The following is an 18081-nucleotide window of genomic DNA, read 5'->3' on the forward strand; positions in this document are numbered from 1 at the left end:
CAACGTCACGCACCCGCGTGGCCCATCAAGGGATCGTTAATATGCACTTTAAGGCGAAATTTATGGCTTCCGCGGCACTCTCGCTGGTTATTTCCACGGCTGCGCATGCGCAATCCGCGAGCGATGTTGTCGCTTCGGTGAATGGCACCGATATCACACTGGGTGAAATGATCATCACCCGCGCGCAGCTTCCACAGCAATATCAGTCCCTGCCCAATGACGTGCTGTTCACGGGCATTCTCGACCAGTTGATCCAGCAGCAACTTTTGGCCGACCAGCTTGAGGTCGATCCAAGCCGCGTTGCCATCGCTCTGTTGAACGAAGCGCGCAGCCTTCGCGCTGGCGAGGTGATCACTGAAATCACCGATAATGCCGTGACCGATGAAGCCCTGCAGGCCGCCTATGACGAACGTTTTGCGGGTGCAGAGCCTTCCACGGAATACAACGCCGCGCATATTCTGGTCGACACAGAAGAAGAAGCCGTCGCCGTCAAGACCCGCGTTGATGGCGGTGCCGATTTCGCCGAAACCGCGCGTGAAGTCTCGACCGGCCCCTCTGGCCCGAACGGCGGCGATCTGGGCTGGTTTGGTGCTGGCATGATGGTTGCGCCGTTCGAGGAAGCGGTCGTCGCACTTGAGGTTGGCGAAATCTCTGGCCCAGTGGAAACGCAATTCGGCTGGCACATCATCAAACTGAACGAGAGCCGCGCCCAGGAACTGCCAAGCCTCGATGATGTCCGTGAAGAACTGACCGGTCAGTTGCAATCAGCCGCGATTGAATCGCGCTTGACAGAATTGCAAGACGCAGCCGAGATCACGATGCCCGAAGAGGGCGCTTTTGATCCCGAAGTTCTCGTCAACCTCGACCTCCTGATGGACGAATAAGAATGGCGTTGTCGCCCCTCGCCCCGGCTGGCTTTCCGGATCTTCCCGTCATCGACGGGGTGCGCTTTTCGGCCGTGGCGGCGGGGGTGCGATACAAGAACCGCACCGACGTCATGCTTGCTGAACTGGCGGAAGAGTCGGTTGTCGCAGGAGTCTTTACGCGGTCTTCGACCCGGTCTGCCCCGGTTCTCGATTGCGAGAGCAAGATCGGCCTGAATGGCACGGGGCGCGCGGCATTTCTGGTTAATTCCGGCAATTCCAACGCCTTTACAGGGGCCGCCGGTGACGGGTCGGTCGCCGCGATTGTCGGGGCCGTTTCGGATGTGACAGGTATCGGCGCCGACCGCGTCTTTACCTCCTCGACGGGTGTGATCGGCGAGCCTTTGCCCCATGATCGGATCACCGCCAAGCTGGCCGATCTGAACGCTACGCTTGGCGCTGACGGGATCCAATCCGCCGCCAAGGCCATCATGACGACCGACACTTTTGCCAAAGGCAGCGGGCGCACGGTTTCGATTGATGGCAAACTTGTCAAAATCGCCGGAATCGCGAAAGGGTCCGGAATGATCGCCCCCGATATGGCGACAATGCTGGTCTATATCTTTACGGACGCCGTGATCAGCCAGACAGCTTTGCAAACACTGCTTCGCACCCTGACCGATCAAACGTTCAACTGCATTACAGTTGATAGCGACACATCCACGTCTGATACGCTCTTGATGGGCGCGACGGGTGCTTCGGGTGTCGATGTTGACGAGAGCGTCGCCTTTGCCCAGGCCCTGCACGATGTCATGCTGGACCTTGCACATCAGGTTGTGCGTGACGGCGAAGGGGCGACGAAATTCGTCGAGGTCCGGGTAAGTGGCGCGGCGTCGGACACGGACGCGCGCAAGGTCGGCTTGGCCATCGCCAATAGCCCGCTCGTCAAAACCGCCATCGCTGGCGAAGACCCAAACTGGGGTCGCGTCGTCATGGCCGTGGGAAAATCGGGCGCGCAGGCGGACCGTGACAAACTCACGATCCGATTTGGCGATATTATCGTCGCTGAAAACGGCTGGGTTTCGCCCGACTACACTGAAGCCGCTGGCGCCGCCTATATGAAACAGCAAGACCTGTGCATCGCAGTCGATATGGGAATCGCCGGTGGCATGGCGACGGTCTGGACCTGCGATCTGACCCACGACTACATCAAAATCAATGCGGATTACCGTTCGTGAAAACGATACTCGTCTCGGCGGTTGCTTTGATCGACGTGGATGGGCGCGTGCTGCTTGCCCAGCGCCCTAAGGGTAAATCTATGGCCGGTCTGTGGGAATTTCCCGGTGGCAAGGTCGAACAAGGCGAAACGCCCGAGGCTGCCCTGATCCGCGAACTGCACGAGGAACTGGGGATCAACACCTGGCAATCCTGCCTCGCACCGCTCACATTTGCCAGTCATGCCTATGACGATTTTCACCTGCTGATGCCGCTGTTTGCCTGCCGTAAATGGGAGGGCACGCCTGTCGCACAGGAAGGACAAACGCTGGCCTGGGTGCGCGCCCGCGACCTGCGAACCTATCCGATGCCACCCGCCGATATCCCGCTGATTTCGATCCTCAGAGACTGGCTTTGACCGAATTAAGGCAAAATTGTGTCAAATAAGGCGACAATGTGTCGAAAATTAATCGACCATTAACCAAAATACCCCTAAGTTACCCACAGGTTTTCATCTGGGAGGATTCAACATGCTTCGCACCATCATGGTCGGCAGCTGTGTTTCGGTTCAAGGTATTCTGGTGCGCACCCTCGCAAATGGCAAAGTGGTCATCAGCGTTGGTGAGCGGACATTTGAAGGAAAGCCTGTTTAGGCACGCGCACTTCATTTCGATATAAAAAGGGGACGCGCTAGCGTCCCCTTTTTCGTTTTTGGTATCGGACCGATTACAGCGAGCGTTCGATTTCTTCGCGCTCGAAAATCTCGATAACATCGTCGGGCCGAATATCGTCATAGTTCTCAAAGGCCATGCCGCATTCCTGACCCGACTGCACTTCGGGGACTTCGTCCTTGAAACGCTTGAGGGTCTTGAGCGTGCCTTCGTGGATCACAACATCATCGCGCAGCAGGCGCACACCTGCCGAACGCCGCGCAACCCCTTCGGTCACAAGACAACCAGCAACCTTGCCAATGCCCGTAACCTTGAACACTTCCTTGATCGTCGCGTAGCCGATAAACTTCTCGCGGATTTCGGCTGACAGCAGGCCCGACGCAGCCGCTTTGACGTCATCCACAAGATCATAGATCACCGAATAATACCGGATCTCGACGCCCTTTTGGTTGGCGGTGTTGCGGGCGGATGCGTTCGCACGCACGTTAAAGCCGAACACCGGCGCACCGGACGCTTCGGCAAGTCCAATGTCGGTTTCCGTGATCGCGCCGACACCGGAATGCAGCACGCGCACGCGGACTTCATCGTTGCCGATTTTCTCCATCGCCTGAACGATTGCTTCGGCAGAACCCTGCACATCGGCCTTGACCAAAATGGGAAGTTCACTGACGTTTTCATCCGCCTTGGCGTTGGCCATCAACTGTTCAAGGGTGGTCGCGGCACCGGCGGCGGCGCGTTTCTCCTTGGCGGCCTTCTCGCGGTATTCGGCGATTTCGCGGGCCTGTGCTTCGGTCTCGGTGACGTTCAGCACATCGCCAGCCTCGGGGGTGCCGTTGAGGCCAAGAACCTCGACCGGGACCGAAGGACCGGCTTCCTTGACGCGCTCACCCTTGTCGTTGATCAGCGCACGGACTTTGCCCCACTGTTCGCCGACAACAAAAATATCGCCCTGACGCAGCGTGCCGTTTTGCACCAGAACAGTCGCAACGGGGCCGCGGCCCACGTCAAGCTGAGCTTCGATGACGGCCCCTTGGGCGGCACGATCCGGGTTGGCCTTGAGTTCCAGAATTTCCGCCTGTAGCGCGATCGCTTCAAGCAGCTCATCCAGACCCTGACCGGTGATGGCCGACACTTCGACATCCTGCACATCGCCAGACATCTTTTCGACGATCACCTCGTGCTGCAACAGGTCTGTGCGCACCTTGTCGGGATTTGCCGCTGGTTTGTCGACCTTGTTGATCGCTACAATCATCGGCACCTTGGCGGCCTTGGCGTGGTTAATTGCCTCGATGGTTTGCGGCATGACGGCATCGTCGGCCGCAACAACCAGCACAACGATATCCGTCACATGCGCGCCGCGCGACCGCATCGACGTAAACGCCGCGTGGCCCGGCGTATCCAGGAAAGAAAGCACCTGACCGCTGTTGGTCGTCACCTGATAGGCCCCGATATGCTGCGTAATCCCGCCCGCTTCGCCGGCGACAACCTTGGCGTCGCGGATCGCGTCCAGCAGCGATGTCTTGCCGTGGTCAACGTGACCCATGATCGTGATAACCGGCGGACGGTCTTGCAGATCCTTGGGATCTTCCTCGATCTTGGTGATCACGTCTTCGACGTCGGAATCGGACACACGCACAACCTTGTGGCCAAATTCCTCGATGATGAGTTCGGCAGTATCCGCGTCAATCGACTGGTTTTGCGTGGCCATGATGCCGTTGTTCATCAGTGACTTCACAACATCCGACACGCGCTCGGCCATGCGATTGGCCAGTTCGGACACGACGATCGCTTCGGGCAGCTTGACGTCACGCACAACCTTTTCGCGCTCGACGTTCTGGCCCATCGCCTTTTGGCGGGCGCGTTCCTGTTTGCGCTTCATCGCAGCCATTGAGCGCTGGCGTCCGCCTTCGCCACCTGACAGCGCCTGGTTGAGGGTCAACTTGCCGGACCGGCGGCCATCGTCGCCGCCCTTGTTTCGGGTGTTGCGCTGTTCACGATCAGATTCGTTCTTACGCGGCGTCGCTTGCGGTGCCGAACGGGTCGGGCCGCGCACCGCGGCGGCGTCAGGATCAACGACCGCAGCAGGTGCGGCGGCGGCCTGCGCGGCGGCTTCGGCTTCACGCTTTTTGCGTTCTTCTTCTTCGGCCTTGGCTTTCAGCGCTTCTTCGCGCTCGCGCTCTTCGCGTTCTTTTGCCTCGGCGTCCGCACGACGTTCTTCACGTTCGGCGGCGCGTTCTTTTTCCTCGGCTTCGCGCTTGGCGGCGTCTTCGGCCTCGCGGGCCTTGGACAGTGCAAGCGCCTTCATCCGGCGCTCGAGCTCGACGTCCGAGATCCCGGCAGGACGCTTGGACGGATCACCGCCCGTCGGTGCGCCGCCGGAAACGGCTGGCTTTGCCGCACCCGGTTTTGGCACCACAACGCGTTTGCGTTTGGTTTCCACCACGACGTTCTTGGTGCGCCCGTGGCTAAAGCTTTGCTTGACGTTCGCAGGACGCGATCCGCCCAGACCAAGTGGTTTTTTGCCGTCGTTATCGCTCATTTAGCTACTTATCCTTCCCGGCAGCACTGTCGCTACCGTCAATCTCGCGCAAGCCTTTCAGCTTTGTGGCTTCCTCTACAACACGATTGCCGAGTCCACCAGCCGCGAGCGCGCCATGTATCACACTTTGGCGCCCAAATGCCAAACCCAATTCCTGCGCTGTCAAACAGCCAAAGAACCGGGCACCTTCGGGGGTCCACAACTTGGCCTTCCCCCGTTCAGAACCATCGCTGGCCTGCAGCAAGACACGCACCCGCGCACCGCCTGCCAGCCAGCTTTTAACTTTTTCAAACCCGCAAACCGCATATCCGGCCTTGCGAGCCATCGCGATCAGGTCAACGACGCGGCGCACTTGCTGGCGCTCCACCTCGTCGACAAGGTTCTCGGGCACATTCACAGGCTGTTTCGCAGAGCGCGAAAACTGCCCCTTTGCCGCCTTTTCAAGAACGGCACGTTCCGCAGTCACCCACATGCCGCGACCCGGCAATTTGTCGAACACGTCGGCAAAGACCAGATCATCCGGGCCGACGACAAACCGGATCAGCCCTGATTTCGGCTGAACCTCGCCGGTGACGATGCACTTGCGCTCCGGTTCGTCGCGTTTCCTGGATTGACCACCTCGTGCCATGTCGCGCCCTCGAAGGCCTGCGATCAGGCCTCCGCCTCCAGTTCTTCTGCGTCGTCTTCCGACTTGGCAACCAGATCGGCAGGATCAACCCAGCCCAGCATCACGCGGGCGGTCATGACCATGTCTTGAGCTTCTTCCAGCGACACGTCGAACTTTTCAAGCACACCATCGTCCTTGACCCGTTCGCCGTTTTCGGTCGTCCAGCCACCGGCAAGCTCCCAATCCGCGCAGGTTGCGAAATCTTCGAGCGTTTTCACGCCATCTTCGGCCAGCGCTTCAATCATTTGGGGTGTCAGGCCCTCGAATGCAACAAGGCTGTCCTCGACGCCCAATTCGCGGGCGTGGTCGAGAGCGGCCTTGTTCGCTGCTTCCAGCACATCGCGGGCCCGGGCCTGCAATTCGTTGGCGGTATCTGCGTCAACACCGTCAATCACCAGCAATTCGTCAACTTCGACATAGGCGACCTCTTCAAGGTTGGTAAAGCCTTCGGATACCAGCAGCTGGGCAAAGAATTCGTCCAAATCCAGCTTGTCCATGAACAGCTTGGTGCGGACCTCGAATTCCGCCTGACGACGCTTGGATTCTTCTTCTTCGGTCATGATGTCGATATCAAGGCCGGTCAGCTGGCTGGCCAGACGCACGTTCTGGCCACGGCGGCCAATCGCCAGCGACAGCTGTTCTTCGGGCACGACAACTTCGATCTTGCCGGCCTCCTCGTCCAGAACAACCTTGGACACTTCGGCGGGCTGCAACGCGTTCACAAGAAATGTCGGCATGTCTTCATTCCACGGAATGATGTCGATCTTTTCACCCTGCAATTCGTTCACGACCGCCTGCACACGGCTGCCGCGCATACCAACGCAGGCACCGACGGGATCAATGCTGCCGTCATAGGAAATCACGGCGATCTTGGCGCGCGACCCGGGGTCGCGGGCGACGGCCTTGATCTCGATGATGCCTTCATAGATTTCAGGCACTTCCATCTTGAACAATTCGGCCATGAACTGTGGGTCGGTGCGGCTCAGGAAAATCTGCGGACCACGCTGTTCGCGGCGCACTTCCTTGATGTAGCAACGGATACGATCATTGGGGCGATAGGCCTCACGACCGATTTTTTCGTTGCGACGCAGGATCGCTTCGCCCGCGCCCACGTCGACGATAACGTTGCCGTATTCCTCGCGCTTGACCAGCGCGTTGATGATCGTGCCGGCCTTGTCCTTGAATTCTTCGTATTGGCGGTCACGCTCGGCTTCGCGGACCTTTTGCAAGATCACCTGCTTGGCCGATTGTGCGGCGATCCGGCCCATTTCAACGGGCGGCACTTCTTCGACCAAGGTATCGCCAACCTTGGGGTCGTCCATATATTGCTTGGCCTGATCGACGGTAAATTCGGCCTGATAGTTCTCAAGCTCTTCCTCGTCCACAACCGTGCGCACACGGGTGAATGTCGCCTTGCCGGTCTTGCGATCAATGTGAACGCGGATGTCCATTTCGGCGCCGTAACGGGATTTCGCAGCACGTGCGAGCGATTCTTCCATTGCTTCGACGACCAGACCCGGGTCGATCATTTTTTCGCGTGCCACAGCCTCGGCGGTTTGCAAAAGCTCAAGCTGGTTAGCGGACGTAATAGCCATCAGTCGTTCTCCTCATCAGTCCCATCCACGATGGTCTGCACTTCATCGAATTGTTTTTCGTCGATTTGGCCCGCGTCTTTGCGGCCTTTCAATACGTCACGGATCAGATCATCCGTCAGCACAAGTTTGGCATCGGTCAGCCAGTCAAATTTCAGACCGATCGTCACAGTTTCGCCGTGGTCTTCGATTTCGATCAACACTTCGTCGCCCTCAGTCCCGGCGATCTGGCCTTTGAAACGGCGGCGCCCGTCGATCATTTCGTCGGTTTCCAGCTTGGCCTCAAAGCCTTCCCACCGGTCAAAATCTTTCAACCGGGTCAACGGGCGATCGATACCGGGACTGCTGACTTCGAGAGTATAAGCCTCGACAATCGGATCCTCGACGTCAAGAACGGCGCTGACGGCGGTGCTGATCTCGGAACAATCGTCCACCTCGATGGTGCCGTCAGGTTTCTGCGCCATGATCTGCAAGGTGCTTTCCTTGCCGGTCATCAGGCGCACGCGCACAAGCTCATACCCCATGTCTTCGATGACGGGGGCAATGATTTCAGTGATGCGACGGTCAATGGCCGCGTTGGCGATCAGATCAGACAAGCTTGCTCCAGGCACAAAAAAACGGGCGCGCGGCCCGTTGAAATTTCCGGTGGGCGCTGGGGGTGGAAGCCAGCGCGCCGCTGTTGAAAAGGGATATAGGCCCGTTCAGGTGAGTCTGCAAGTAGAATGCTGCCTCGGTCCAAAAACCGCCGCAATCGCGCATTAACCACGCTGCCAGACGAAACCTGAATGGAGAGAAATATGGACTATGGACTTTTGGTAACTGTCGGCGCGGGCTCGTTTCTGTGCGGCGTAGCGCTGATGTATCTTGTAATGATGCGCACCGTGAAAAAGCGGATCGCCGAAGGTGGAATGGCCGCCTAAGGCAAAAAGCCCCGCCATTCGGCGGGGCTTTTCGTTTGTCACGGCTGGTTGATCCTAGGCTCTGGACCAACGCTCGGCCATACGGCCGTTATCCATCTGCCAAAGGTTACCCACGGTTTCAGGTGTCTGGATCGACATGGACAAAGCCTGAACGTAGTTGGCGAACATCGGAATAATCACGCCACCTTCGTCGCGCAGGATCATTTGCATTTCACCATACTGTTCGGCGCGCTTGGCGCTATCAAGCTCGGCGCGGGCCGACAACAGCAACTCCTGGAAGCGCGGGTGATCCCACTGGCTGTCGTTCCACGGCGCACCGGCCTCGTAGGCCGTCGAGAACATCCAGTCTTCAGTCGCACGACCCGACCAGTAAGACGCACACCAGGGCTTTTTCAGCCAGACGTTGGACCAGTAACCATCCGCTGGTTCCTGAATGACATTGATATTGATGCCAGCCGCAGCCGCTGAGGCCTGATAAAGCTGCGCCGCATCAACAGCGCCTTCAAACGCCGCCGAGGAGGCAGACAGATCAACGTCGATCGAATCAAGACCGGCCTGCTGCATGTAGAAACGCGCCTGATCCGGATCGTATTCCAGCTGCTCCATTTCCAGGTAATAGGGGTTCGCGGGACCGATCGGTGAATCATTCCCGACCTGACCATGTCCCAGCAGGATCTTGTCGACGAGCTCCTGACGGTTGACGCCATATTTCAGAGCTTTGCGCACATTCACATCATTGAACGGCGGGGTGCCGGTCAGCATTGGGAAGGTATAGTGCTGGTTGCCTGTCACTTCCTGAATGCGCACATTCGGATTCGCGTTCAACAGCGCTTCTGTCTTGAAGTCGATCCTGTTGATCGCATCGACCTGCCCCGTCATCAGGGCGTTCATGCGGGCCGTGTTGTCGTTGATCGCAATATATTCGATTTCATCAAAGAAACCGGCGCTGTCACCTTTGTAATGATCTGCATAGCGGGTTGCGACCATCCGCACACCCGGATCAAACGACTGCACCTGATAAAGACCTGTGCCGATCCCGTTGGCAATGGCCTCTTCGATCATGCCAGCAGGATACATCATAATGTGATAATCGGACATGAGATAGGGGAAGTCGGCGTTGCCGGCGGCAAGCACGAACTGCACCTGACTATCGGTGATCTTGTTCATCTCGGCGATGGCTTCGACGATTGGCTTGGCCGCCGATTTGGAATCTTCGCCAACGTGCATCTGAAGCGACTCGATAACGTCATCCGCGCCAAAGGACTTGCCATTGTGGAACGTCACGCCCTGACGCAGGTTGAATGTCCAGGTTTTGGCATCGGCGCTCGCTTCCCAACTTTCGGCCAGTTCGCCGACCAGGCTGCCGTCAGCGGCAACTTCGGTCAGGCTGTCAAACACGGCTCCCTGACAGGACGCGATCATGAAGATGTCAGAGTGCGTCCGCGCATCCCAGCTATCGCTCGTATTGGCGCCAGAAAGGCCCGCTGTCAGCTTGCCGCCACGCATCATTTGCGCACGCAGAGGCATACCGGTTGCGGCCAGAACACCTGCCGCGACACCGGTCTTGAGCAGTCCGCGTCTATTCATCGTCGTCATTTTAGTCTCCCTTGTTAAGTCTTGGTCCGCCCATTTGCCGGGCGATTCGTTTTACATCTTATCAACTGCTGCATCGCCAATGTTATCAACTCCGCGTTCCGCGAGCAGATTATCAAGCCAGTCCGGGTCCATTTCCGGGACAGACGACAGCAAAAGGTCAGTGTAGGCGTGGTGCGGCGGCGTGAACATGGCGGTCTTTTCACCCTGTTCAACAACGCGGCCATCCTTCATCACGACAACTTCGTCGGCAATGGCGCGCACCGTTGCCAGATCATGGGTAATGAACATGTAAGACAGGCCAAGTTTGTCTTGCAGATCGGCCAAAAGGCGCAAAATCCCTTCGGCGACAAGCTGATCCAGGGCGCTGGTCACTTCATCGCAGATGATAAACTTGGGTTCCGCCGCAAGCGCGCGGGCAATCCCGATCCGCTGCTTTTGGCCACCAGACAGCTCTGAAGGCAGGCGATTGAAATACTCGGCAGGTTCCAGCTCGATCTGTTCGAGCAGTTCATTGACACGGCGGCGGCGGTCCGCCCCGGTCAGCCCCATGTAAAACTGCACGGGGCGGCCAATGATCTGACCGATTGTCTTGCGCGGGTTCAGCGCCGTATCGGCCATCTGGTAGATCATCTGCGCCTGCCGCAACTGATCTTTTGATCGTTTGCGGTAATCACCCGGCAACGCCTCGCCATCGAACGCGATCTCGCCCTTGGTGGGGGGCAGCAGGCCGGTGATACAGCGCGCAGCGGTCGATTTCCCCGATCCGCTTTCGCCAACTACAGCCACGGTGCGGCCCGCATGAATGTCAAAGCTGACGTCGTGCAGAACCTTGGCCTTGCCATAGGCCGCATCAACATGGCGCACTGACACGACGGGCACAGCGCCACCGCTCACCGCTGGTTTGGCGGGGCGCTCAAAGCTGCGCACGGCCCACAGGCTTTTGGTGTAATCCTGCGTCGGGGCGGACAGCATGGTGCGGGTGTCGGCCTGTTCAACTTCGTCGCCACGCAACAACACCTTGATAGTGTCGGCCATCTGCGCGACCACGGCCAGATCATGCGTGATATAGATCGCAGCGGTGTCATATTCCTCGACGATCTCGCGGATCGCAGCCAGCACTTCGATCTGGGTGGTCACATCAAGCGCAGTCGTCGGTTCATCAAAAATAATCAGATCGGGTCGGCAGGACATCGCCATCGCCGTCATCGCGCGCTGAAGTTGGCCACCGGATACCTGATGCGGGTAGCGGAAACCGATGTTTTCCGGATCAGGCAAGCGCAGCTTGCGATAAAGCTCGATCCCATCGGCAATACTATCCGCGCGCGACATCACACCGTGCTGCACGGGCGCTTCAGTGTGTTGATCAATGATGCGATGGGCAGGGTTAAAGCTGGCGGCGGCAGACTGCGCCACATAGGCAATCCGCTTGCCCAGCAGGTTGCGCTTGACCGCGGCCGAAGCCGTCACCAAATCAATCCCGTCAAATTCGACCGATCCTGCGGAGATGCGCACGCCATCACGGGTAAAGCCCATCGCGGCCAACCCGATGGTTGATTTGCCCGCGCCACTTTCGCCGATCAACCCCAGCACTTCGCCCTTTTTCAGGTCCAGATCGACACCATTGATGATCGGGCTCCAGGTTTCGTCAGAACGCCCCTCAATCTTGAGGCCGCGAATTCTCAACAACTGATCGGTCATTCTTTCAGCCCCGATGTCTTGTGCAGCATCCAGTCGACAACAAAGTTCACGCCGACGGTCAGCAGGGCAATCGCGCCCGCGGCCAACAAGGGCGGCAATGCAGCCGTTGGTGCGAATGCGGCATAGTTGATGAAGGCCGCGCTATCACGCACCATCGTGCCCCAGTCTGCGAGCGGTGGCTGGATACCAACACCCAGGAACGACAAGGCGGCAATCGTCAGGAACACAAAGCAGAACCGCAGGCCAAATTCGGCCAGTAATGGCGCGGTTGCGTTGGGCAAGATTTCCTTGAACACGAGATAACGCAGGCCTTCGCCGCGCAACTTTGCTGCCTCAATATAGTCCATAACCACGATGTTCGCACCCACAGCGCGGGCCAGACGGAACACGCGGGTGCTGTCGATCACGGCAATGATCACCACCATGAAATAGGTCAGCGGAATACCAAGGATCGGCGCCCAGACGCTGGCGATTGTCATCAGCAACAGCGCGAAAATCAGCGACGGAATGGCCATCAGCACATCAACCGCACGCGATAGCAATTGATCAAGCCAACCACCCAGCGTTGCCGCCAAAAACCCAAGCGACGCACCGATAAAGAACGCCAGCAATGTCGTGACAAAGGCAATCCCAACGGTGTTCTGCGCGCCGTAAATCAAGCGGCTGAGGACATCGCGACCGATCTGGTCGGTGCCCATGATATGCTTTGGATCGCCGCCCAGGTCAGGATTGCCGCCCGGTACGATATTGGCAATCGGCAAAATCTCGGCCTGACCGTAGGGGGCAAGCACGCCTGCGAAAATCGCCACAAACGCATAAACCAGAATGACAAGTACACCAAAGGATGCGGTCAGCGGCATGGAGCGGAACATCTTGCGCGACCACTGCGTGCCAACCAAGCGGCCCAGCATGCGAAACAGATAGGCGGCGATGCCAAAGATGATGAACCCTTCGACCGCCCGCCCAACGAAATAGAACTTGTTGGCAACGGCCGTTTCGGCGCTCAAACTTTGCAGATAGGCCCAAACAACTGCGGTGATGAATGCCGCCGCAAGGATATAGCCATAGGCAACACCAAATGGCATATCACGAAACGCGGGCGTGTTGCCGGTCGCGACTTGCCCCGCCGCGCGCAAAACCCAGGCCAATCCACCCATGACGACAAGCGCCAGTATGATCCAGATCCACCAGGTCATTTCGGGTGCCTCAGACGAGGATTGCTGATGATCGACAGGATATCAGCAGTCAGGTTCAGCAGGATATAGGCTGCGGCAAAGATCAGGCAGCTGGCCTGCACCACCGGAATATCGCGGATTTTGACGCTATCGACGAAAAGCTGGCCGATGCCGGGATAAACGAACACCACCTCGACCACGACAACGCCGGTGATCAGATACGCGAGGTTCAGCGCGATCACGTTGATGATCGGCGCCAGTGCGTTGGGCAGGGCGTGTTTCACGATCACCCGCATCGGCGACATCCCCTTGAGGCGCGCCATTTCAATATAGGGACTGGCGAGCAAGTTGATGATCGCTGCCCGCGTCATCCGCATCATATGCGCCATCACCACCAAAGTCAGCGTCAGCGCTGGCAAAAGCGATTTCTCGAATCGTTCACTTAGTGCCATTCCCTCATAGATATTGGACAGGCTGGGCAGAATCGGGTTCAGCACCGCCAGAAACAGGATCAGCACATAGGCCATGAAAAATTCAGGGCTACTGATGCTGCTGAGGGTGAAAATGTTGGTAAACTTGTCAAAGGTCGAATTGCGGTAAAGCGCCGCCAGAACACCCAGCAAGAGCGAGATCGGCACAGCGATCATCGCCGTGACACCAGCCAGAAACAGCGTATTGGAAAAACGCGGCGCGATCTGTTCGATCACCGTCACGCCACCGCCGCCGCCAAGGTTGGTTTGAAAGTTCAGCTGGGCAAAGCTGGTGCCAAGATCGCCCGTCAGCATCCCGCCAAGCCAGTCAAAATACCGCACGATCATCGGCTGATCGAGTCCTAGATCACGGCGAATGGAGGCGACCGCTTCGGGTGTTGCGCTTTGACCAAGGATCAGTTCTGCGAAGTCACCCGGCAGCAGATTGACCGCCACAAAAATAACGACAGACACAACCAAAAGCGTCACAACGCCAAGCGCCAAGCGTTGAATAATAATTCGTAGGACGGTGTCCAAGTGTTCGTTTCCCCGCAGGTTGCAGTAAGCGTAGCGGCTACAGATCACTTGTAAAGCCTAAAGGCCCAAGCTGCCGCGCTGTGACCCGATCGCATCCATCGTGCTGATCAATTCGCAGGTGATGCCCGGTTCCGACAGGGCGTGCCCCGCCTGACCGATCATTTCCAGACGTGCCTTGGGCCAGTTTTGCGCCAAATGATAGGCGGAATGGGGAGGGCAAATCATGTCATACCGCCCCTGCACGATCACCCCGGGGATATCCTTGATACGATCCATACGCACCATGATTTGCTGATCTGGCGACAGGAATCCGGCGTTCTGGAAATAATGGTTTTCAAGCCGCGCAAAGGCGCGCGCATATTGCGCCGGGCTTTCACCTGACATGCCATCGGCACTGATCGACGCCAGCGCGTTTTCCCAGGATGCCCAAGCGCGCGCAAAGCGGACTTCTTGCGCCTGATCTCCCGAAAACAGGCGTTTGTGATAGGCCGCGATCAGATCGCCGCGTTCACTCTCAGGCACCAGACTTACAAACTTTTGCCAAAGGTCGGGCCAGAATTGCCCGGCACCACCGCCATAAAACCAGTCAAGCTCGGGTTGGGTCATCAGAAAGACACCGCGCAAGATCAGCGCCGCGGCACGATCTGGATGTTCCTGCCCGTAAATCAAGGACAGCGTCGCGCCCCAGCTTCCGCCAAACACGATCCAGCGTTCTATCCCAAGGGTCGTGCGGATCAGTTCGATGTCACGCACTAGGTGCCACGTCGTATTATCTTCAACGCTTGCATGAGGGCGCGACCGCCCGCAGCCACGCTGATCAAACAAGATGACACGGTAAACATCAGGGTCGAAATAGCGGCGCATCGCGGGGCTACAACCGCCACCGGGGCCGCCATGAAGCACGATAACGGGAATACCGTCGGGGTTTCCGCATTGTTCAACGTAGATGCGGTGGCCGTCGCCAACCTCCAGCATCCGTTGATCAAAGGGATCAATCGGCGGATAAAGACGCGTCTGTGTGCGCTTTTGACCTGAGACCTTGTCCATATTCGTCCTATATACCCACGCAAGGGTATGATCCATGCCCAGCGATGCCACGAGGAAACAAGCAATGCAAACCGCGCGCAATACCGTCGACCCTGCCGAAGTCGCCAAATTCGAGGCGATGGCCGCCGAGTGGTGGGATCTTGAGGGCAAGTTCAAACCGCTGCACATGCTGAACCCGACGCGGCTTGATTACATCACACGCCAGATCGGCGCTGAATTCGGGCGCGACCTGATGAACGACAGACCCTTCGCCGGTCTGCGCATCCTTGATATCGGCTGCGGTGGTGGATTGCTGTGTGAACCGATGGCGCGGCTTGGGGCGACTGTCGTTGGTGCGGACGCCGCTGAACGCAACATCCCCGTCGCGCAGGTGCACGCCGAACAATCGGGCCTGTCGATTGATTATCGCCACACTACCGCCGAAGCGATGGCCGACAATAGCGAACTCTTCGACGTGGTCCTGAATATGGAAGTCATCGAACATGTTGCTGATCCGCTGACCTATCTGACCGCCTGTCATGATCTGTTGAAACCCGGCGGGCTGCACATTTGCTCGACGATCAACCGTAATCCAAAAAGTTTCGCGATGGCAATTGTCGGGGCGGAATGGGTGATGCGTTGGCTACCCAAAGGCACGCATGAATGGGGCAAATTCATTACGCCCGATGAATTGTTCGACCTGCTGCGCAAGGCCGGATTGAATCCCGTTGACCGCAAGGGGTTTCAGTTCAATCCACTGGCATGGACATGGCGGATTTCAGATCGCGATTTGTCGGTGAACTACGTCACCGCAAGCCTGCGACCCTAGCCCTTGTCGGCAAGCCGGACCCGCATTTCACGCAGGATCGGCAGGATCGCGCGGACTTTGTCATCGCCGACCTTGCTGACCACATCGGCGATCAACGGTGTGATCGCGGCCAGACCCGCATCGCGCGCCGAAAGGCCCGATGGGCTGATCGACACCATCTTGCGCCGCGCATCTTCCCAATCGGGGCGAATATGCACCCAGCCCGCCCATTCGAGCTTGCCAAGGGTATTGGTCATCGCGCCCCGCGTCAGGTGAAAGGTGCGGGCAAGTTGCGCTGGGCTGCGTTCGCTTTGCGTATGCGCGAGGTGGTTCAATACCGAAAAATGCGACAGCTCCATCCCCTTGGGAAGGGCCTTGGCCACGCGGTTGCGCGCCAACTGATCAACAGTCAGGATTTCGCTGAACAGCGATACCGCAAGGCTGTCGGTTACATCATTCATCTGGATCGCTGAAACTCGCATCATGGGACAGCGCGGGAATGCGCTGCCGTGCTTGTGCCACTTCCGCAAGGTCAAGATCAACAATTGTGATGCCAATCCCTGTGCCAGCGTCCGCCAAAACCTCACCCCAGGGTGAAACAACGAGGCTGTGCCCATATGTTGTGCGGCTATTTTCTGTTGTGGCCGCGTGGGTTCCCGTTTGCCCCGCCGCCAAGACAAAACACCCCGTTTCAATGGCGCGGGCACGCAAGAGCGGTTCCCAGTGGGCAACCCCCGTGACAGGCGTAAACGCGGCCGGACTGAGCAAAATATCAGCGCCCGCCTTGGCCAAAGCGCGATGCAGTTGGGGAAACCGCAGATCATAACAGATCGTCAGCCCGACTTTGCCAAAAGGGGTATCGGCCAGCACCGCGCGGTCACCGGCCCGAAAACCAGCCGATTCGCGGTAGGTTTCTTGGGTGTTTACCTGCACATCGAACATGTGAATCTTGTCGTAGCGCGCGACGATGTCACCGTCGGACGATATCAGAAACGACCGGTTGGCGAAACGACCGTCAGGATCGTCTGTGCGCAGGGCCAGTGACCCGATCGACAGCCAGACACCCAAATTGCGTGCTTCATCACGCAATACTGCAAGTGTCGGATCATCGGCTTCATGGCGCAACACACTGCGATGGTGCGCGCGATCCATCGACACACAATTGGTAACTTCTGGTGTCTGGATGAACTGCGCGCCCGCATGGGCGGCGTCGCGCATCATCGCCGTCACGACCGGTATATTCTGCTCTGGATCGTCCGAAGAACAAATCTGAAGAAGCGCGGCCTTCATGCCGCCAGCAGCGGGTCAAGCTTGCCCGCCCGTTCCAGCGCATGCAATTCGTCACTGCCGCCGACAAGTTCACCGTCGATGAATATCTGTGGCACCGTGCGGCCGCCATTGGCGCGCTGGATCATCTCGGCCTTGCGGTCGGGGTTCGCCATTACGTCCACTTCGATAAAAGAAACGCCCTTGCTATTCAGCAGCCTTTTTGCCGCGTGACAATAGCCGCAGAACGGCGTGGTATAGATTTCGACTTGTTTCATATGCAGGGGCCTTTCGTGCAGCGTTACCCCTATTTACGCATCCTTTACCACGCGGGCTAGGGCCAGCACGTCAATTTGCCGGGCACCTGCGGCGCGACAGGCCTCGGTTGCGGCGGCAAAGGTGGCACCACTTGTCATCACGTCATCGACAAGAATGACATGCTTGCCCTGCAATGCCGCCCCGCGCTTGGGGTGCGGTCGCATCGCATCTTGGAGCGCCGCGAACCGTTGATCGCGGCTGTGCCCTTCAAGGGGGCGGGTACGTGCGATACGAAGCAGGGCATCGGGAAGAACGGTGCGTTCCATCACATGGCCCAGCGCCTTGGCCAGCTCCGCCCCCTGATTGTATTTTCGCCGCAACAGGCGGGTCCAGTGCAGCGGAACAGGCACGATCACTGTATCATCGCCGATCAGATCGCGCGCGGTCTGCGCCATCCACATGCCAGCCGGACGCGCCAGATCGGTCCGGTCCCCGTGTTTTAACGACAGCACCAACCGCCGCCCGGTATCACGATAAACCAGCGTCGCTCGGCCACGATCCCAAGGGCGCGCGGTGGCAACGCAATCGTCGCAAACTTCGCGGTCACCGGTATCTTCGCCCAGCAACGGCGTGCCGCAACAATCGCACACCAGCCCGCCAATAAAGGCCGTATCGCGCCAACACGCGCCGCACAGCGCGAAATCTGTTTCGGTCAGCGCGTCACAAATCAGGCACTGCGGCGGGTAGACCAGCCTGATCGCGCTTTGCATTAGCATCCAA

General features: G+C 58.2%; 19 protein-coding genes. 6 read left to right on the top strand and 13 right to left on the bottom strand.

All coding sequences use genetic code 11. The annotated features are described in order from the left end of the window. The first annotated feature begins 62 nt into the window (after nt 1-62). The 4 genes from FTO60_RS15850 to FTO60_RS17985 all read left to right on the top strand — a co-directional run bounded on the left by FTO60_RS15850 (nt 63) and on the right by FTO60_RS17985 (nt 2731). On the top strand, nt 63-884 hold the full coding sequence (locus FTO60_RS15850; protein ID WP_254696832.1) for a peptidylprolyl isomerase: 822 nt from the start codon (nt 63-65) through the stop codon (nt 882-884). Between the two features lie 2 nt (nt 885-886). After that, the gene (argJ, locus tag FTO60_RS15855; protein ID WP_148056863.1) at nt 887-2101 is read left to right on the top strand and encodes a bifunctional glutamate N-acetyltransferase/amino-acid acetyltransferase ArgJ; all 1215 of its coding nucleotides are present in this window, start codon (nt 887-889) and stop codon (nt 2099-2101) included. Next, on the top strand, nt 2098-2496 hold the full coding sequence (gene mutT / locus FTO60_RS15860; protein WP_148056864.1) for an 8-oxo-dGTP diphosphatase MutT: 399 nt from the start codon (nt 2098-2100) through the stop codon (nt 2494-2496). The genes argJ and mutT overlap by 4 nt, the downstream gene beginning before the upstream one ends. 112 nt (nt 2497-2608) lie before the next feature. After that, nucleotides 2609-2731 (top strand): hypothetical protein, encoded by a 123-nt coding sequence (locus FTO60_RS17985; RefSeq protein WP_302849694.1) that lies wholly within the window; start codon nt 2609-2611, stop codon nt 2729-2731. Between the two features lie 73 nt (nt 2732-2804). Here the strand turns inward: FTO60_RS17985 and infB are convergent, their stop codons facing one another. From infB to rimP, 4 genes are read right to left on the bottom strand one after another with little or no spacing between them, the layout of a single operon-like run. Further along, on the bottom strand, nt 2805-5288 hold the full coding sequence (gene infB / locus FTO60_RS15865; protein WP_148056865.1) for a translation initiation factor IF-2: 2484 nt from the start codon (nt 5286-5288) through the stop codon (nt 2805-2807). A gap of 4 nt (nt 5289-5292) precedes the next feature. Next, nucleotides 5293-5916: an RNA-binding protein gene (locus FTO60_RS15870; RefSeq protein ID WP_148056866.1), complete on the bottom strand. Its 624-nt coding sequence runs from the start codon at nt 5914-5916 to the stop codon at nt 5293-5295. Between the two features lie 23 nt (nt 5917-5939). Beyond that, a complete protein-coding gene (nusA, locus tag FTO60_RS15875) occupies nt 5940-7550 on the bottom strand; it encodes a transcription termination factor NusA (RefSeq protein WP_148056867.1) in 1611 nt (536 codons plus the stop codon). Further along, a complete protein-coding gene (gene rimP, locus FTO60_RS15880) occupies nt 7550-8143 on the bottom strand; it encodes a ribosome maturation factor RimP (protein ID WP_148056868.1) in 594 nt (197 codons plus the stop codon). The genes nusA and rimP overlap by 1 nt, the downstream gene beginning before the upstream one ends. A gap of 201 nt (nt 8144-8344) precedes the next feature. On the opposite strand from rimP, the gene FTO60_RS17990 reads away from it, so the two are divergent. Further along, nucleotides 8345-8467, top strand: coding sequence for a hypothetical protein (locus FTO60_RS17990; RefSeq protein WP_302849695.1), 123 nt, complete (start codon nt 8345-8347; stop codon nt 8465-8467). Nucleotides 8468-8521: 54 nt separating this feature from the next. Here the strand turns inward: FTO60_RS17990 and FTO60_RS15885 are convergent, their stop codons facing one another. Genes FTO60_RS15885 through pip form a run of 5 tightly spaced genes read right to left on the bottom strand, consistent with a single transcriptional unit; the run spans nt 8522 to nt 14990 of the window. Next, nucleotides 8522-10063, bottom strand: a complete 1542-nt coding sequence (locus tag FTO60_RS15885; protein ID WP_148056869.1) for an ABC transporter substrate-binding protein — start codon at nt 10061-10063, stop codon at nt 8522-8524. Between the two features lie 51 nt (nt 10064-10114). Further along, on the bottom strand, nt 10115-11761 hold the full coding sequence (locus tag FTO60_RS15890) for an ABC transporter ATP-binding protein (RefSeq protein ID WP_148056870.1): 1647 nt from the start codon (nt 11759-11761) through the stop codon (nt 10115-10117). Beyond that, nucleotides 11758-12957 (bottom strand): ABC transporter permease, encoded by a 1200-nt coding sequence (locus FTO60_RS15895; protein ID WP_148056871.1) that lies wholly within the window; start codon nt 12955-12957, stop codon nt 11758-11760. Before FTO60_RS15895 ends, FTO60_RS15890 begins: the two co-directional genes overlap by 4 nt. Then, nucleotides 12954-13943 (bottom strand): ABC transporter permease, encoded by a 990-nt coding sequence (locus FTO60_RS15900; RefSeq protein WP_148056872.1) that lies wholly within the window; start codon nt 13941-13943, stop codon nt 12954-12956. The genes FTO60_RS15895 and FTO60_RS15900 overlap by 4 nt, the downstream gene beginning before the upstream one ends. Nucleotides 13944-14000: 57 nt before the next feature. Beyond that, a complete protein-coding gene (gene pip, locus FTO60_RS15905; RefSeq protein WP_148056873.1) occupies nt 14001-14990 on the bottom strand; it encodes a prolyl aminopeptidase in 990 nt (329 codons plus the stop codon). Between the two features lie 64 nt (nt 14991-15054). Between pip and ubiG the strand changes: the two genes are divergently transcribed. After that, a complete protein-coding gene (ubiG, locus tag FTO60_RS15910; RefSeq protein ID WP_148056874.1) occupies nt 15055-15798 on the top strand; it encodes a bifunctional 2-polyprenyl-6-hydroxyphenol methylase/3-demethylubiquinol 3-O-methyltransferase UbiG in 744 nt (247 codons plus the stop codon). On the opposite strand, the gene FTO60_RS15915 is transcribed toward ubiG, so the two are convergent. The 4 genes from FTO60_RS15915 to FTO60_RS15930 are packed head-to-tail and all read right to left on the bottom strand — an operon-like array spanning nt 15795 to nt 18077. Continuing rightward, nucleotides 15795-16238, bottom strand: coding sequence for a MarR family winged helix-turn-helix transcriptional regulator (locus tag FTO60_RS15915; RefSeq protein ID WP_148057186.1), 444 nt, complete (start codon nt 16236-16238; stop codon nt 15795-15797). The two genes, ubiG and FTO60_RS15915, sit on opposite strands and share 4 nt — an antisense overlap. Continuing rightward, nucleotides 16231-17067 carry a carbon-nitrogen hydrolase family protein gene (locus tag FTO60_RS15920; RefSeq protein ID WP_148056875.1) on the bottom strand — a complete coding sequence of 279 codons (837 nt, stop codon included), beginning with the start codon at nt 17065-17067 and terminating at the stop codon, nt 16231-16233. The genes FTO60_RS15915 and FTO60_RS15920 overlap by 8 nt, the downstream gene beginning before the upstream one ends. After that, the gene (grxC, locus tag FTO60_RS15925) at nt 17064-17321 is read right to left on the bottom strand and encodes a glutaredoxin 3 (protein ID WP_148056876.1); all 258 of its coding nucleotides are present in this window, start codon (nt 17319-17321) and stop codon (nt 17064-17066) included. The genes FTO60_RS15920 and grxC overlap by 4 nt, the downstream gene beginning before the upstream one ends. Nucleotides 17322-17354: 33 nt before the next feature. Then, complete coding sequence (locus tag FTO60_RS15930) at nt 17355-18077, bottom strand: ComF family protein (RefSeq protein ID WP_148056877.1); 723 nt, start codon at nt 18075-18077, stop codon at nt 17355-17357. Nucleotides 18078-18081: the final 4 nt, after the last annotated feature.

This window comes from Octadecabacter sp. SW4, assembly GCF_008065155.1.
Classification (GTDB): Bacteria; Pseudomonadota; Alphaproteobacteria; order Rhodobacterales; family Rhodobacteraceae; genus SW4.

Bases quoted from the DNA above. Each gene is read 5' to 3' on its own strand.
- ubiG (WP_148056874.1), top strand. From the start codon at position 15,055: ATGCAAACCGCGCGCAATACCGTCGACCCTGCCGAAGTCGCCAAATTC.
- FTO60_RS17990 (WP_302849695.1), top strand. From the start codon at position 8,345: ATGGACTATGGACTTTTGGTAACTGTCGGCGCGGGCTCGTTTCTGTGC.
- FTO60_RS15920 (WP_148056875.1), bottom strand. From the start codon at position 17,067: ATGAAGGCCGCGCTTCTTCAGATTTGTTCTTCGGACGATCCAGAGCAG.
- pip (WP_148056873.1), bottom strand. From the start codon at position 14,990: ATGGACAAGGTCTCAGGTCAAAAGCGCACACAGACGCGTCTTTATCCG.
- FTO60_RS15930 (WP_148056877.1), bottom strand. From the start codon at position 18,077: ATGCTAATGCAAAGCGCGATCAGGCTGGTCTACCCGCCGCAGTGCCTG.
- nusA (WP_148056867.1), bottom strand. From the start codon at position 7,550: ATGGCTATTACGTCCGCTAACCAGCTTGAGCTTTTGCAAACCGCCGAG.
- FTO60_RS15850 (WP_254696832.1), top strand. From the start codon at position 63: ATGGCTTCCGCGGCACTCTCGCTGGTTATTTCCACGGCTGCGCATGCG.
- infB (WP_148056865.1), bottom strand. From the start codon at position 5,288: ATGAGCGATAACGACGGCAAAAAACCACTTGGTCTGGGCGGATCGCGT.
- argJ (WP_148056863.1), top strand. From the start codon at position 887: ATGGCGTTGTCGCCCCTCGCCCCGGCTGGCTTTCCGGATCTTCCCGTC.
- FTO60_RS15885 (WP_148056869.1), bottom strand. From the start codon at position 10,063: ATGACGACGATGAATAGACGCGGACTGCTCAAGACCGGTGTCGCGGCA.
- FTO60_RS15915 (WP_148057186.1), bottom strand. From the start codon at position 16,238: ATGAATGATGTAACCGACAGCCTTGCGGTATCGCTGTTCAGCGAAATC.
- grxC (WP_148056876.1), bottom strand. From the start codon at position 17,321: ATGAAACAAGTCGAAATCTATACCACGCCGTTCTGCGGCTATTGTCAC.
- FTO60_RS15870 (WP_148056866.1), bottom strand. From the start codon at position 5,916: ATGGCACGAGGTGGTCAATCCAGGAAACGCGACGAACCGGAGCGCAAG.
- FTO60_RS15890 (WP_148056870.1), bottom strand. From the start codon at position 11,761: ATGACCGATCAGTTGTTGAGAATTCGCGGCCTCAAGATTGAGGGGCGT.
- FTO60_RS15895 (WP_148056871.1), bottom strand. From the start codon at position 12,957: ATGACCTGGTGGATCTGGATCATACTGGCGCTTGTCGTCATGGGTGGA.
- FTO60_RS17985 (WP_302849694.1), top strand. From the start codon at position 2,609: ATGCTTCGCACCATCATGGTCGGCAGCTGTGTTTCGGTTCAAGGTATT.